Annotated in this window: 16 protein-coding genes; 7 read left to right on the top strand and 9 right to left on the bottom strand. The window is 63.7% G+C overall.

Features of this window, described 5'->3' with window-relative positions:
* Nucleotide 1: 1 nt before the first annotated feature.
* Complete coding sequence (locus tag AC5QPF_RS09995) at nt 2-301, top strand: PilZ domain-containing protein (protein ID WP_494963053.1); 300 nt, start codon at nt 2-4, stop codon at nt 299-301.
* Nucleotides 302-358: 57 nt separating this feature from the next.
* On the opposite strand, the gene AC5QPF_RS09990 is transcribed toward AC5QPF_RS09995, so the two are convergent.
* Complete coding sequence (locus tag AC5QPF_RS09990) at nt 359-1,063, bottom strand: MlaA family lipoprotein (RefSeq protein ID WP_494963052.1); 705 nt, start codon at nt 1,061-1,063, stop codon at nt 359-361.
* A 176-nt stretch (nt 1,064-1,239) separates the two neighbouring features.
* Here AC5QPF_RS09990 and pcrP point away from each other — a divergent pair, with 176 nt between their 5' ends.
* Nucleotides 1,240-1,830, top strand: coding sequence for an HAD superfamily inactivated hydrolase PcrP (gene pcrP, locus AC5QPF_RS09985; protein ID WP_494963051.1), 591 nt, complete (start codon nt 1,240-1,242; stop codon nt 1,828-1,830).
* A gap of 123 nt (nt 1,831-1,953) precedes the next feature.
* Complete coding sequence (locus AC5QPF_RS09980) at nt 1,954-2,217, top strand: DUF4404 family protein (RefSeq protein WP_494963050.1); 264 nt, start codon at nt 1,954-1,956, stop codon at nt 2,215-2,217.
* A 110-nt stretch (nt 2,218-2,327) separates the two neighbouring features.
* Here AC5QPF_RS09980 and queF read toward each other — a convergent pair whose 3' ends face one another.
* Complete coding sequence (gene queF, locus AC5QPF_RS09975) at nt 2,328-3,158, bottom strand: NADPH-dependent 7-cyano-7-deazaguanine reductase QueF (protein WP_494963049.1); 831 nt, start codon at nt 3,156-3,158, stop codon at nt 2,328-2,330.
* 57 nt (nt 3,159-3,215) lie between these two features.
* Nucleotides 3,216-3,701: a plastocyanin/azurin family copper-binding protein gene (locus tag AC5QPF_RS09970; protein ID WP_494963048.1), complete on the bottom strand. Its 486-nt coding sequence runs from the start codon at nt 3,699-3,701 to the stop codon at nt 3,216-3,218.
* Nucleotides 3,702-3,849: 148 nt separating this feature from the next.
* Between AC5QPF_RS09970 and AC5QPF_RS09965 the strand changes: the two genes are divergently transcribed.
* Both AC5QPF_RS09965 and AC5QPF_RS09960 read left to right on the top strand, forming a co-directional pair.
* Complete coding sequence (locus AC5QPF_RS09965; protein WP_494963047.1) at nt 3,850-4,530, top strand: heavy metal response regulator transcription factor; 681 nt, start codon at nt 3,850-3,852, stop codon at nt 4,528-4,530.
* On the top strand, nt 4,527-5,882 hold the full coding sequence (locus AC5QPF_RS09960; protein ID WP_494964153.1) for a heavy metal sensor histidine kinase: 1,356 nt from the start codon (nt 4,527-4,529) through the stop codon (nt 5,880-5,882). The genes AC5QPF_RS09965 and AC5QPF_RS09960 overlap by 4 nt, the downstream gene beginning before the upstream one ends.
* Here the strand turns inward: AC5QPF_RS09960 and AC5QPF_RS09955 are convergent.
* From AC5QPF_RS09955 to AC5QPF_RS09945, 3 genes are all read right to left on the bottom strand, one after another.
* Complete coding sequence (locus tag AC5QPF_RS09955) at nt 5,873-7,117, bottom strand: lipoprotein-releasing ABC transporter permease subunit (RefSeq protein ID WP_494963046.1); 1,245 nt, start codon at nt 7,115-7,117, stop codon at nt 5,873-5,875. The two genes, AC5QPF_RS09960 and AC5QPF_RS09955, sit on opposite strands and share 10 nt — an antisense overlap.
* A 67-nt stretch (nt 7,118-7,184) precedes the next feature.
* Nucleotides 7,185-7,868: a lipoprotein-releasing ABC transporter ATP-binding protein LolD gene (gene lolD, locus AC5QPF_RS09950; protein WP_494963045.1), complete on the bottom strand. Its 684-nt coding sequence runs from the start codon at nt 7,866-7,868 to the stop codon at nt 7,185-7,187.
* A gap of 7 nt (nt 7,869-7,875) precedes the next feature.
* The gene (locus AC5QPF_RS09945) at nt 7,876-9,126 is read right to left on the bottom strand and encodes a lipoprotein-releasing ABC transporter permease subunit (protein ID WP_494963044.1); all 1,251 of its coding nucleotides are present in this window, start codon (nt 9,124-9,126) and stop codon (nt 7,876-7,878) included.
* Nucleotides 9,127-9,220: 94 nt separating this feature from the next.
* Here AC5QPF_RS09945 and AC5QPF_RS09940 point away from each other — a divergent pair, with 94 nt between their 5' ends.
* A complete protein-coding gene (locus AC5QPF_RS09940) occupies nt 9,221-9,808 on the top strand; it encodes a PilZ domain-containing protein (RefSeq protein WP_494963043.1) in 588 nt (195 codons plus the stop codon).
* A gap of 34 nt (nt 9,809-9,842) precedes the next feature.
* Nucleotides 9,843-10,565: a glycerophosphodiester phosphodiesterase family protein gene (locus tag AC5QPF_RS09935; RefSeq protein ID WP_494963042.1), complete on the top strand. Its 723-nt coding sequence runs from the start codon at nt 9,843-9,845 to the stop codon at nt 10,563-10,565.
* A gap of 42 nt (nt 10,566-10,607) precedes the next feature.
* Here AC5QPF_RS09935 and sthA read toward each other — a convergent pair whose 3' ends face one another.
* From sthA to AC5QPF_RS09920, 3 genes are all read right to left on the bottom strand, one after another.
* Nucleotides 10,608-12,002, bottom strand: a complete 1,395-nt coding sequence (gene sthA / locus AC5QPF_RS09930) for a Si-specific NAD(P)(+) transhydrogenase (protein ID WP_458975984.1) — start codon at nt 12,000-12,002, stop codon at nt 10,608-10,610.
* A 168-nt stretch (nt 12,003-12,170) separates the two neighbouring features.
* Complete coding sequence (locus AC5QPF_RS09925; protein WP_494963041.1) at nt 12,171-13,190, bottom strand: FAD:protein FMN transferase; 1,020 nt, start codon at nt 13,188-13,190, stop codon at nt 12,171-12,173.
* Nucleotides 13,191-13,293: 103 nt separating this feature from the next.
* Nucleotides 13,294-14,757, bottom strand: a complete 1,464-nt coding sequence (locus AC5QPF_RS09920) for a glyceraldehyde-3-phosphate dehydrogenase (protein WP_494963040.1) — start codon at nt 14,755-14,757, stop codon at nt 13,294-13,296.
* Between the last annotated feature and the right edge of the window lie 28 nt (nt 14,758-14,785).

The following is a 14,785-nucleotide window of genomic DNA, read 5'->3' as shown; positions in this document are numbered from 1 at the left end:
CATGAACCAGACGTTCGACGGCTACAGCGAGAAGCGTGATTTCATCCGGATGAGGGTCGACGCCGACGTCACCCTGATCCATGCCGAGCAGGTGGTCGCAGCGGTGTGCCTGGACCTGTCCAGCAGCGGCATGCAGATTCAGGCGCCACGAACCTTCAAGGTTGGCGACCAGTTGCTGGTGCGCATCGAATCGGACCACCCGGCCCTCAAGGGCCTGGAAGCCACCACCCAGGTGGTATGGATCGCCGACCAGCCGGACAACCTGCAGAAACTAGGCCTGCGCATCCTGAAGATGTACTGAGTACAACGAAAAAGGCGACCCGAAGGTCGCCTTTTTTGCACCGGTTGCAACGACGAATCAGAAGTCGTCCTCGACCTCGCCGTCCTTGACCTTGAACTCGCGGTTCTGCAGGTAGGCGTTGCGGATGAAGGTGTACTTGTCGCCGCGGATCATCTTCTCGGCCGACAGCAGGCTGGCACGTGTGTCCACGACATCGACCCCGAGAGTGGTGTTGCGGGTCGGCACGTGGTCGATGTAGCGGTAGGGTTCGGTGTAGCTGTCCGGGTACTTGGCGATGGCATCGCGCACGGTGCTCGGGCCGAGCAGCGGCAGCATCACGTACGGACCGCTGCCGACGCCCCAGTAGCCGAGGGTCTGGCCAAAGTCTTCGTCGTTGCGTTGCAGGCCCATCTTGGTACCTACGTCGAAGAAGCCGCCGAGACCGAAGGTGGTGTTGACGATCAGCCGCGCGGTATCGATGCCTGCCGCCCGTGGCTTGAGCTGGAGGATGTTGTTGGCCAGGTTGGTCACGTCCCCCAGGTTCTGGAAGACGTTGTGCACGCCATCCTGCAGGAACTGCGGGGTCACCCACTGGTAGCCCTGCGCGATGGGTTTCAGCGCGTAGGTATCGACCGTGTCGTTGAAACGGAAGATGGGCCGGTTGACGGCCTCCCAAGGATCCTCCTCGGTGGCCGCCTGGGCAGCGAACGAGGCCAGCAGCGCGGTCGCGCAGACACTGGCCCGGAACCAACGATCGAGCACTCCCGTACCGATCCCGCGCATATCTATTCTCCTGGATGAACACTGAACGGGGCGGTGAATGCCCCGCGCCAAATTGAACGAGTATAAAGCGTCATCGCGTCCGCGTCGCAAATACTTGGCGCCGCTGTATTCACCAAGGCGTCACCAAACCGTCATGGACGGTCGGTAACGTCCCTGCTATTTCAGGGATGTTGACCATGCCACACGCTCCCGCCTTCACTGCGCTGTTGTTCGGACTTCGTGGCTGCCTGGTCGATTTCGGCGGGCGCAGCCAGGAGGCTGCCAAGGATGCACCGGTCCACCCCACACCAGGCGCCCTCGACGTGCTCGAGTGGCTGCGCCGCCACGAGGTGCCCTGCGCCTGGCTCGACGATGTCGCGCCAGACCATGGCAAACACCTGAGCAGCGCCCTGCCCGACTGGCTGCAGGCCATCCACCACGGCGACGCCAAGCCCTGGCCTGCGCCGGATGCCTGCTGGAAAGCCCTGATGCATATCGACGCCGGGCAACTGGAGGGTTGCGTGCTGATCAGCGGCGAGCCGCGCCTGCTCCAGGCCGGACTCAATGCCGGCCTGTGGACCATCGGCCTGGCGGCCTGCGGTCCGCTGTGCGGGCTATCGGAAACGGAATGGCAGGCGCTGGATGACAGGCAGCGCGAGCACAAGCGTGGCAAGGCCACCCTGCAGTTGTTCGGCCTCGGCGTGCATTCGGTGATCGACCATCTGCAGGAACTGGCGGACTGCCTGGCGGATATCAGCCAACGCCGCCTGAAGGGCGAAAAACCCTGAAACACACGGTTGACGCCGATCATGCAAAGCGTAGCCGGGTGGATTACTCTGAGAGGCGTGCCAGGGACCTTTCGCCGTCGGCCGGGGTCCATGGCTGTGCCTATCGAGATAAGGGAGATCAGCATGCCGGCCCGCGAACTGCAAGAGCAACTCAACACCCTGCGCGAGCAACTGGAACAAGACCCGCCGCTGTCCCTGGAAGAGCGCGAGCACCTGCAAGAACTGATGCAGCAGATCGAAGCCCAGCTGCAACTGGAGGCCGCGACCCAGGACAACAACCTGGTGGACGGCGTCAACCTCGCCGTGGAGCGCTTCGAAGTCGATCACCCGGGACTCACCGCGACCCTGCGCAATATCGTTCAGAGCCTGCAGAGCATGGGGATCTGACATAACACCGCGCCCCCTGTGGGAGCGGGTTCACCCGCGATTACGGTAGTGAATTCACCGATGCAATCGCGGGTAAACCCGCTCCCACAGGGTCCGTGGCGCTCTTCAGGTTACTGCCTTACCAGACGACGGTTATCTACCTCGACCGGCCCCATGCTTCGGTACGGATTGATATCCAGCCCACCCCGCCGCACATAACGCGCATACACCGTCAAATGCTCCGGATCCAGCAGCCGCTTGAGATCCAGCCAGATCCGCTCCACGCACTGCTCATGGAAGTCCGCATGCTGGCGGAAGCTGATCAGGTAGGTCAGCAGGCTCGCCGCCTCCAGCTCCGGACCGCGATATTCCACCACCACGCTGCCCCAGTCCGGCTGGCCGGTCACCGGGCAGTTGGACTTGAGCAGGTGGCTGTGCAGCACCTGCTCAACCTGTTTCTCTTTATTGCAGCGCAGCAGTTCAGGCTGCGGGTGCTCGTAGTTGCTGATACTGATCTCGAGGTCGTCGATGCACTGGCCCGGCAAGCTGACCACGCCCTCGCCCGCCACTTCTCCCAGGCTGCGGATACGCACGCCAACCGGCTTGCCGGCGGCGGCGCTGAGGTCCTGCACCAGGCACGCCTGCAGCGCGTCCGACGAGTCAAACACGGTCTGGTTCAGGGAATTGAGATAAAGCTTGAACGACTTGGATTCGATGATGTTCGGCGAATCGGCGGGAATGGCGAACTCGCCAATGGCCACCACCGGCTTGCCCGACGGCAGCAGCCAGGACAGCTCGAAGCAGTTCCAGAAATCGACGCCCTGCCACGGCAGGTTGCCGCCGCTGACGCCCAGTTCGGCCCATTTCGCCAGGCGCGGAATGGGGAACAGCAGGGACGGCGTGTAGGTGGAAACGTATTCGCTGGATTTACCCAGCGGGGAATGTTCTGCAGCGGGGTGCATGGCTCAAACCTGAAGGACGAAATTGCCCTAGTCTATCGGGTTTGAGCCCTGCATGGCTCACTGGGCGATGTTCAGCGTGCCGACCATCCCGGCCTGGTAGTGCCCCGGCACGTTGCAGGCGAACTCGATCGGCGCGGACTTGCTGAAGGTCCAGGTCAGTTCGCCACGCTGACCGGGCTGGACCATGACCATGTTCGGATCATCGTGGCTCATGCCGTGATCCATTCCGCCATGGCCCATCTGCGAATGATCCATCTGTGCCATGGCGAGCATTTCCTTCTGGTGCGCGGCGTGCATGGCCGTGTCGCCGAGGTTGAACTCATGAGCCACCTGGCCCTTGTTGATCACCACGAAGCGCACGGTTTCGCCCGCCTTCACCTCAAGGCTGCGGGGTTCGAAATACATGTCGCCCAGGGTCACCTCGACGGTACGGGTGGCCTTGGCCGCCGGCGCCGGATGGCCGAATGCATAGTCATGGCCTGCCCCGGCCAGGGCCGGCAGGCTGAACAGGGCGAGAATGGCGGCGGCAAGTGCGGATTTCATCGGAGTACCTCGTTTCAGCAGAGTCATGTCGCCATTGTGCGAGCCCCGCGCTGGCGTCCAACTGACGATAAGATTACAACTTTGTCAGCTTCGCCCGGCCGCGGCACCGGGCAGGTATAACGTCACTGTCGCCAACACCGAGAACCCCATGAAACTGCTGATAGTCGAAGACCAGGCCAAGACTGGCCAGTACCTGCACCAGGGCCTCAGCGAAGCCGGGTTCAGCACCGAGCTGGCCAACGACGGCGAGACGGGCCAGTTCATGGCCCTGACCGGCGACTACGACCTGCTGATCCTCGATGTGATGCTGCCCGGCCGCGATGGCTGGCAGATCCTCCAGGCGGTACGCGAAGCCGGGCACAACGTGCCGGTGCTGTTCCTCACCGCCCGCGATGCCGTCGAGGACCGCGTCCACGGCCTGGAACTGGGCGCCGACGATTACCTGGTCAAACCCTTCGCCTTCTCCGAACTGCTGGCCCGGGTCCGCACCCTGCTGCGCCGCGGCAGCGCGCCGCCCCAGGAAACCAGCCTGAGCGTCGCCGACCTGCGCCTGGACCTGATCCGCCGCCGCGTCGAACGCGCCGGCCAGCGTCTAGACCTCACCGCCAAGGAGTTCGCCCTGCTCGAACTGCTGCTGCGCCGCCAGGGCGAGGTGCTGCCCAAGTCGCTGATCGCTTCGCAGGTCTGGGACATGAATTTCGACAGCGATACCAATGTCATCGAAGTGGCGATCCGCCGCCTGCGCCTGAAGATCGACGACGCCCATGACAACAAGCTGATCCACACCGTGCGCGGCATGGGTTACGTCCTCGAAGAGCGTCCGAACTGATGCCACGCCTGTCCCTCGGCGCACGCCTGGCCCTGCTGTTCGCCGCTTGCACGGCCGTGGTCTCATTGGTTGCGGGGGTCCTGTTCAGCCGCGCCAGCGAGGCGCACTTCATCGAGCTCGATCAACAGTTGCTCAACAGTCGCCTACCGGTAATGCAACGCCTGGTCGAAGGCGTCGATAGCCCGTCCACCCTGGCGTCGCGCCTGCCGGCCCTGAAAGAAGAGCTGGCGCACCAGACCGACCTCGCCCTGCGCCTGCGCGGCATTGATGGACAAGCCTGGTTCGACAGCCGCGCGGACCTGCCAGAAAGCGCCAACGCGCCGGGCCTGACCACTCTGCACGGCGAACACGCCGCCTGGCGCGGTCTCAGCGTGCAACTACCGGCGCTGCAACTAACCCTGTTCCTCGATATCACCCACCATCAGCATTTCCTCCAGCGCATGCAGCACCTGATCTGGCTCACCGTCGGCCTCAGCGCCCTGGCCACCGCCTTGCTCGGAATCTGGGCCGCGCGCAGCGGCCTGCGCCCGCTGCGACAGATGGGCGAGATCGCCGCCAGCGTCTCGGCGCGCTCGCTGACCACGCGCCTGCCCGAGGAGCAGATGCCGGTGGAACTGGCGGAATTGGCGGCCACGGTCAATGCCATGCTGGAACGCCTGGACAATGCCTTCCAGCGCCTCTCGGCATTTTCCGCGGATATCGCCCATGAACTGCGCACGCCACTGTCCAACCTGCTGACCCACACCCAGGTCACCCTGACCCGCCCGCGCAGCCTCGACGAGTACCGCGAGGCGCTGCACGGCAACCTGGAAGAGCTGCAACGGATGGCGCAGATGGTCAACGACATGCTCTATCTGGCCAAGGCCGACCACGGCCTGCTGATGCCGACCCGCGAGCCGCTGGCGCTGCACGGGGAAGTGGATGCCCTGCTGGAGTACTACGCGCCGCTGGCGGAGGACGCCGAGGTACGCCTGCAGCGCAGCGGCCACGCCGCCCTGGCCGGCGACCGCCATATGCTGCGCCGGGCCCTGTCCAACCTGCTGGACAATGCCCTGCGCTTCACCCCGGCGGGTGGCGAGATCAATGTGGATATCCGGGAAAGTGGCGGCAGTATCCGCCTGGAAGTGGCCAACCGCGGCGAACCGATCGACGCCGCGCAGCTACCGCGCCTGTTCGACCGTTTCTACCGCGCCGACCCGGCACGCCGGGCCGGCAGCAGCGAGCACGCGGGCCTGGGCCTGGCCATCACCCGCTCCATCGTCCAGGCCCATGGCGGCAGCATCGGCGCGGAATCGGTGGACGGCTGGACAAGGTTCGTCATCGATCTGCCCAGCCACTCGCCTCACTCGTAACGCAGGGCCATCGCCGGCTCGACCTGCGAGGCGCGCCAGGCCGGATAAAGGGTGGCAAGGAAGCTCATCACCAGGCCGGCCGTGCAGATCAGCGCCACATCGCCCCATTGCAGTTCCGACGGCAACGAACTGATGAAGTACACGTCGGAAGTGAAGATGTGCTGGCCGCTGACCCGCTCGATCCAGCCCACAACCTCACTGACATTGAGCGCCAGGGCCACGCCGAGCACGCCGCCGATCAGGGTGCCAACCACGCCGATCAGGCTGCCCTGGACCATGAAGGTACCCATGATCTGCCCCGGCGTGGCGCCGATGGTGCGCAGGATGGCGATGTCCGCGCCCTTGTCGTTCACCACCATGATCAGGGTGGCGATGATGTTGAACGCCGCTACCGCGATGATCATCAGCAGCAACAGGCCGATCATGGTCTTCTCCATTTTCATCGCGCTGAACAGGCTGCCCTGGGTGTGGGTCCAGTCATCGGCGCGGTACTGCTCGCCCAGGCTCGACGCGATGGACGCCGACACCGCCGGCGCCGCGTACAGATCCTTGAGCTTGAGGCGCACGCTCTGCACCTGGTTCGGCGCCCAGCGCTGCATTTGCGCCGCATCGGCCACGTGGATCATGGCCATGGAGCCATCCAGTTCGGCGCCGACCTTGAAGATGCCGACCACGTTCAGGCGCTGCATGCGTGGAGTGATACCCCCCGGCTCGCTGCTCACTTCCGGGACGATCAGGGTCAGCTTGTCGCCGACATTGAGGCGAAAGCGCCGCGCGGTGATCTCACCGATGACCACGCCGAACTCGCCTGGCTTGAGGTCTTCAAGGCGGCCCTGGACGATATGGTCGGCCACGATGGACACCTTGCCCTCCTGCGCCGGGTCGATGCCGCTGACCTGGATCGGCTGCATCGAGCCCTTGTAGGACAGCATGCCTTCCATCTCGGTGAAGGGCACCGCGGCGATCACCTCGGGATTCTTCAGCGCGGCGGCGGCCACCGGCTGCCAGTCGTCCAGCGGGTTGACCCCGACGATCATGGCGTGGGGCACCATGCCGAGGATCCGCGAACTCATTTCGCGCTGGAAACCGTTCATCACCGACAACACCGTGATCATCGCCAGCACGCCCAGGGACAGGCCGATCATCGAGGTCATGGAGATGAACGAGATGAAATGGTTGCGGCGCTTGGCGCGGGTGTAGCGCGCGCCGATGAAAATTGACAGGGGTCTGAACATGAAGTGATGCACCCAGGCAAGGAAAACGACCAGGGCGCCCGGCAACGGCACGGGCGCCCGCCACGCGTCAGATCGAGACCAGGCGGCCCTCTTCCAGACGCAGCACGCGGTCCATCTGCCGCGCCAGGTTCAGATCATGGGTCACCACCAGGAAGGCGGTCTGCGACGAGGTGCTCAGCTCGCGCATCAGGTCCTGGATCCCCTGGGCGGTGTGCTGGTCGAGGTTGCCGGTGGGCTCGTCGAGCATCACCAGGCCAGGCCGGTTGACCAGTGCCCGGGCAATCGCCACCCGCTGGCGCTCGCCGCCGGACAGCTCGGCCGGCTTGTGGCTCAGGCGATGGCCCAGGCCGACGCGCTTGAGCAGCGCCTCGGCGCGCTCGCGGGCTTCCGGGATGGGCGTGCGGCCGATCAGCAGCGGCATGCACACGTTCTCCAGGGCGGTGAACTCCGGCAGCAGGTGGTGGAACTGGTAGACGAAGCCCAGCGCGCGGTTACGCAGCAGGCCGCGGGCGCGCTCGCCGAGGGCCGACAGCTCCTCGCCGGCCAGCCAGACGCTGCCTTCGCTCGGGGTGTCGAGGCCGCCCAGCAGGTTGAGCAGGGTACTCTTGCCCGAGCCCGAACTGCCAACGATGGCCACGCGCTCGCCGGGGAACAGCTCAAGCTGCAGGTTAGCCAGCACCTGCACCTTCTCCGGGCCTTCCTCATAGGACTTGCCCAGGCTGCGGCAACTCAATACGGCTTTATCACTCATGCCCAACTCACTCATAACGTAGCGCCTCCGCGGGCTGGGTGCGTGCCGCACGCCAGGCCGGATACAGGGTGGCGAGGAAACTCAGGACCAGCGCCGCGCCGCAGACCATCCACACGTCCTCGGCCATGATCCGGGACGGCAGGTAGTCGATGAAATAGACGTCGGCGTTGAGGAATTTGTGGCCGATCAGGCGCTCCAGGCCGGCGATGGCGGCGCTGACATTGAGCGCCGCGAGGATACCGACGGCGGCGCCGATGGCGGTGCCGACCACGCCGATGATGGTGCCCTGGACCATGAAGATGGCCATGATCTGCCGCGGCGTCGAGCCGAGGGTGCGCAGGATGGCGATGTCGCCACGCTTGTCGTTGACCACCATGACCAGGGTGGAAATGATGTTGAACGCCGCCACTGCGACGATCAGCAGCAGGAGCAGGCCGATCATTGCCTTCTCCATGCGGATAGCCTGATACAGGTTGCCGTAGCTGCGGGTCCAGTCACGGGCGTAGTACTCGTGGTCGCCCAGTTGGCGGGCGATATTGTAGGCGTTGCGCGGGGCCTGGAACAGGTCGTCGAACTTCAGGCGAAGGCCCTGTACCTGGTCGGCCTTCCAGCGGTGCAGGCGGGACAGGTCGGAGAGGTTGGTCAGACCGAGGTAGCCGTCGATCTCGCCGGCACCGACGTGGAAGGTGCCGACCACGGTGAAACGCTTCATGCGCGGGAACATCCCGGCCGGGGTCACGGTGACCTCGGGGGCGACGAAGGTCAGCTTGTCGCCGATGCCGACGCCGAGCTTGGCCGCGGCCTTGTCACCGATGAGGATGCCGAAGCTGCCCGGCGCCAGGTCTTCCAGCCGGCCCTGCTGGATGAAGTCGCCGATGATCGAAACCTTGCGCTCCTGCGCCGGGTCAATACCGTTGAGCAGGACCTTCTGTACCTTGCCGTCGTGGGTCAGCAGGCCCTGCATCTGGGTGAAGGGCGCGACGTCCAGCACGGACGGATTCTGCTTTACTTTGTCGGCAAGGGCCGGCCAGTCGTTCAGCGGTTGCCCGGTCTCCAGTGTGGCATGAGGGACCATGCCGAGGACCCGGGTACGCATCTCGTGGTCGAAGCCGTTCATGACCGAGAGCACCACGATCATCACCACCACGCCCAGGGCGAGGCCGATCATCGAGGTCAGGGAAATGAACGAGACGAAGTGGTTGCGACGCTTGGCACGGGTGTAGCGCGTGCCGATGAAGACGAAAAGAGGTCTGAACATGTCGGGGCTTGTTCGGATGAAAGAGGAACGTCCTTGTGGCGGGGGCAGGACAGCGGATTTACACTCAGACCACCGCCGTAACCATGGGTTCGCCATGTCGACATTAGATGAAGAAGATCGCCGCGAATACTATCGTATCGAGGACCGGATCGCACTGGAAATTAGCCCGCTGAGCGCGGCGGATGCCTTGGGCACGGACTTGTTGCAAGATGATTCTCCGCTCTTCAATTTGCTCAGCGAACTGCACCTGAGCGAGTTCGAATCACAGCACCTGCTGCGCCAGCTCAGTGAGAAGGATCGTACCCTGTCCGCCTTCCTCAAGGCACAGAACAAACGCATCGATCTGCTCAGCGCAGTGCTCGCACAGACCCTGATCGGACATATCGGCGCTCCGCAGGCGGTGACCCTGTCCGAAGGCGGCGTCGAGTTCAAGCATGCCGAAGCCTTCGACCCCGGCGCCCGCGTGGCGCTGAAGATGGTCCTGATGCCCCGCGCCTCCGGCCTGCTGCTGCGGGCCCGGGTCACCCACTGCGACAAGCTGGCCGACGGCCAATACGACATCGGTACCGAGTTCGTCGATATCAGCGATGCCCAGCGCCAGTTGCTGGCCCGTTATATCCTGCAACGCCAGCAACAGCAACGCCGCCAGGCCCTGGAACAGAACGACCCGCCAGCTTCCTGAGTTTCAGTGCTCAGTCTTACTTGAAGGAACAAACGTGACGCAGATTTACGGCCATCGTGGCGCCAAGGGCGAAGCCCCGGAAAACACCCTGACCAGCTTCCAGCAATGCCTGCAACATGGCGTGCGGCGCTGCGAACTCGACCTGCACCTGTCCGCCGACAACGAGCTGATGGTGATCCATGACCCGACCCTGAAGCGCACCACAGGCCGCCGCGGCAAGGTGGTGGAACACACGGCGGCGGAGCTGGTGACCTACGACGCGCGCAGCGGCGGTCCGGGCTGGGTGCAGCCCTGCCCTATCCCGCGCCTGGAAGAGCTGTTCGAGAAATGCCCCTTCGAGCACTGGCAACTGGAGGTCAAGAGCGCCTCGCGCACCCGCGCCGCAACCACGGTGCTGGCGATTCGCGAGATGGCCCAGCGCTTCGGCCTGCTGGACAAGGTCACCATCACCTCGAGCTCGCGGGAAGTGCTCGGCGCCGCCCAGGAACTGGTACCGGACATCTCTCGGGGGCTGGTGGCGGAATACGCCTGGCTCGACCCGCTGAAGGTCGCGCAGAACTACGGCTGCGAGTTGCTGGCGCTGAACTGGACGCACTGCAGCCCCGAGCGTCTGGTCAAAGCCCAGCGCCAAGGGCTGCATGTGTCGGTGTGGACGGTCAACGAACCGGCACTGATGCGCCGGCTCGCCGACTTCGGCGTGGACAGCCTGATTACAGACTTTCCCGGTTTGGCCACTGCCACCCTCGAGAATCGCTGAAATCGATCTCCCCGGCCGGCTCAGGCCACCGGCCGGAGCCGCTCAAAAAAGCCGGTTGAGGCCGTCGTAGGCCGCTACCCGATAGGCTTCGGCCATGGTCGGGTAGTTGAAGGTGGTGTTGACGAAGTACTTCAGGGTATTGCGCTCACCCGGCTGGTCCATGATGGCCTGGCCGATGTGGACGATCTCCGAAGCCTGGTAGCCGAAGCAGTGCACGCCGAGGATTTCCAGGGTCTCGCGGTGGAACAGGATCTTCAGCATGCCTTGCGGCTCGCCGGCGATCTGCGCGCGGGCCATGCTCTTGAAGAAGGCCTTGCCCACTTCGTAGGGCACCTTGGCCTGTGTCAGTTCCTGCTCGTTCTTGCCGATCGAGCTGATCTCCGGAATGGTGTAGATCCCGGTCGGCACGTCGTTGACGAAGCGCCAGCTGCCGTTGTCGACGATGCTGCCGGCGGCGGAGCGACCCTGGTCGTGGGCAGCGCTGGCCAGGCTCGGCCAACCGATCACGTCACCGGCGCCGTAGATGTTCGGCACCTGGGTACGGTAGGCCTCGTCGACCTCGATCTGGCCACGGCTGTTGACCTTGATGCCGATGTTCTCCAGACCCAGCTTGTCGGTGTTGCCGGTACGGCCGTTGCACCACAGCAAGGCGTCGGCCTTGATCTTCTTGCCCGATTTCAGGTGCAGGATCACACCATTGTCCAGGCCTTCGACGCGCTCGTACTCCTCGTTGTGGCGCACGGTGATGTTGTTGTTGCTGAAGTGGTAGCTCAGGGCCTGGGAGATTTCCGAGTCGAGGAAGCTCAGCAGTTGCCCGCGGTTGTCCACCAGCTCCACCAGCACGCCGAGGCCGCTGAAGATCGACGCGTATTCGCAACCGATCACGCCGGCGCCGTAAATGATCAGCTTGCGTGGGGTGTGACCGAGACTGAGGATGGTGTCGCTATCGTAGATACGTGCGTGGTTGAAATCGATATCGGCCGGACGGTACGGACGCGAACCGGTGGCGATGATGATGTGCTTGGCGACCAGCTTCTCGACCACGCCATTGGCGCAGACCACTTCGACAGTCTGCTCGTCGGCGAAGCTGCCGGTGCCGACGAACACGTCGACGCGGTTGCGTGCGTAGTAGCCGGTGCGCGAGGCGACCTGCTTGGAGATGACCTTCTCGGCGCTTTTCAGCACATCGGGGAAGGAGAACCAGCGCGGCTCACCGATGGCCCGGAACATCGGGTTGGTGTTGAACTGCATGATCTGGCGGACCGAGTGACGCAGGGCCTTGGACGGGATGGTGCCCAGATGGGTGCAGTTGCCGCCGACCTGACGACGGCTATCGACCATCGCAACCTTGCGTCCTGCTTTGGCGGCATTCATTGCCGCCCCTTCTCCTGCGGGGCCGGAACCCAGCACCACTACGTCGTAGTTGTAGACAGCCATGCGTACTCCTTCAGAACAGGCCCGGGCACCACGCCGGCGACCGGGGCATCACGGCTCACGGTAGAGGCCATGAAAAAATTCGGGTGCAGTCTAATCAAGCTTGAACGGCGCGCACATTAACCCTTGGTCGCGTCGTAGGCTATTTTTCTCTGCACTACATGCAAGACATCATTGTTTGTTTCCCGCCACGCCTGTAGCGACGACCCGGGCAAAGGCCGGGGTCACGCGGGCGCTGAAACCGCTATCGGCACGGATCGTGAAAACCGCAGCCAGATCCTGCGCCACGGCGAAATCCCAGCCCTTTTCCGGGCCGAGCACCAGCAGCAGCGTGGAGTAACCATCAGCCACCAGCGCCGAAGGGTCGAATACCGTCACCGCCGCCAGGGACTGGCTGACCGGTCGACCCAGCCTGGCATCGAAGGTGTGGGAAAAACGCTGGCCATTTTCCTCGAAATAATTGCGGTAGTCACCCGATGTCGACACACCGAGGCCCTCGACGCTGAGCACCTGCTCGGCGATCTGGCGGTCTTCCTGGGGCAACTCAAGGGCCACGCGCCAGGCACTGCCATCGGGCTTGCGGCCAAGAGCCTTGAGCTCGCCAGTGATTTCCACCAACTGGTTGTCGATACCTAGAGCACGTAGCCGGGCGCTGACCAGATCGACGGCATGGCCGGCGACGATGCTGTCGAAGTCCAGCTCCAGGGCGATGTCCTTGCACAACTGCTCACCTTCGATGCGCAGGTACCCCTGGCCGACGCGCTGACGGACCTGCGCCAGACGTTGTGGGTCGGGGACTTTCTGTTCACGGGATTGCGGGCCGAAGCCCCAGAGGTTCATCAGCGGTTCGACGCTCAGGTCATAGGCACCGCCGCTTTCGCGCCACAGGGTTTCGCCGAAGCGGACCAGCTTGAGCACGTCTTCCGGCATGGCCTGGCAACTGCTGACGGGGAGCTGGTTGAAGGTGCTGACCAGGGAATCGCCGCGGTAGGTGGAGAAGTGCTGGTCGAGGGTGGCGAGGATGCTCTCGACCTCCTGCTTGACCTGACTGGCATCGGGGCCGTTGGCCGGCGGAACGTATTGCACGGTGTAGGTGCTGCCCATGGTGGGACCGCTGATGCTTTGGACCAGGTCGGATTTTTCACAGCCGGCCAGGGCGAGAGCACAAAGAATACTCAGGGCTATTTTCAAACAGGGGCCTCCTTGGTATTCGGGGGCCGCTTTGCGGTCCCAAAACTCAGCCAAAAAAAACGGGAACCCGAAGGTTCCCGTTCTTTTTCAACTCACAGCAAGCTTAGCGTGGGAACGCAGGCGGGTTCACCCCAGCCATTTCTTCCATCACGCGTACCACCTGGCAGCTGTAACCGAATTCGTTGTCGTACCAGACGTACAGGACAACACGGTTGTCGTTGCAGATGGTGGCTTCGGCGTCGACCACACCGGCGTGGCGCGAACCGACGAAGTCGGTCGATACCACTTCCTGGGAGCTCACGTAGTCGATCTGCTTGTGCAGTTCGGAATGCATGGCGGTCTGGCGCAGGTACTCGTTCAGCTCTTCGCGAGTCGTGGCCTTTTCCAGGTTCAGGTTGAGGATCGCCATGGAGACGTTCGGCGTTGGAACGCGGATGGCGTTGCCGGTCAGCTTGCCCTTCAGCACTGGCAGTGCCTTGGCGGCTGCGGTGGCGGCGCCGGTCTCGGTAATGACCATGTTCAGCGGCGCGGCACGCCCGCGACGGCTGCCCTTGTGGAAGTTGTCGATCAGGTTCTGGTCGTTGGTGAACGAGTGAACGGTCTCGACGTGGCCGTTGACGATGCCGTACTGGTCATTCAGCGCCTTCAGCACCGGCACGATGGCGTTGGTGGTGCAGGAGGCAGCGGAGATGATCTTGTCGTCGGCAGTGATGTCGCCGTGGTTGATACCGTGAACGATGTTCTTCAGCGCGCCTTTGCCAGGTGCGGTGAGGATCACGCGGGCAGCGCCCGGGCAGGCCAGGTGCTGGCCCAGGCCCTCTGCGTCACGCCATACGCCGGTGTTGTCGACGATCAGGGCATTGTTGATGCCGTACTGGGTGTAGTCGACTTCGCTTGGCGCCTTGGCGTAGATCACCTGGATCAGGTTGCCGTTGGCGGTGATGGTGTTGTTCTCTTCGTCGACGGTGATGGTGCCGTCGAACGGGCCGTGCACCGAGTCACGACGCAGCAGGCTGGCACGCTTGACCAGGTCGTTGGTCGCGCCCTTGCGCACGACGATGGCACGCAGGCGCAAGCCGTCGCCACCACCGGTCTTCTCGATCAGGATGCGCGCCAGCAGGCGGCCAATGCGGCCGAAGCCGTACAGGACGACGTCGGTGCCCTTGCGTGCGGAAGCGTTCTGCTGACCGACTACCTCGGCCAGTTCCTCGCGCACGAACTGCTCGGCGCTGCGGCCGTTGCCTTCGAGCTTGAACTTGTTGGCCAGCTTGCCCAGGTCTACCGACGCGGCACCCAGCTTCAGCTCGCTCATGGCCTTGAGCAGGGGGAATGTCTCGTGGACGGACAGTTCGGTTTCGTCGCTCTGGCGATGACGGGCAAAGCGGTGCGCTTTGAGGATCGAGATCACCGAACGGTTGATCAGGCTGCGGCCATAGATCGAGCTCACCACGTTGTTATTGCGGTAGAGCTGACCGATAAGCGGGATCATCGCTTCTGCAAGTGCTTCACGATCGATCCACTCACCAAGACACTGGTCGGGCTTCTGAGTCACGGGAACCTTCCACATGTAGGGACAGAAAAAAGGGGCTACATTA

Source organism: Pseudomonas sp. Con_6 (genome assembly GCF_059379395.1).
Note: the sequence above shows the minus strand (reverse complement) of the source record. Positions and strands in the feature narration are given on the sequence as shown.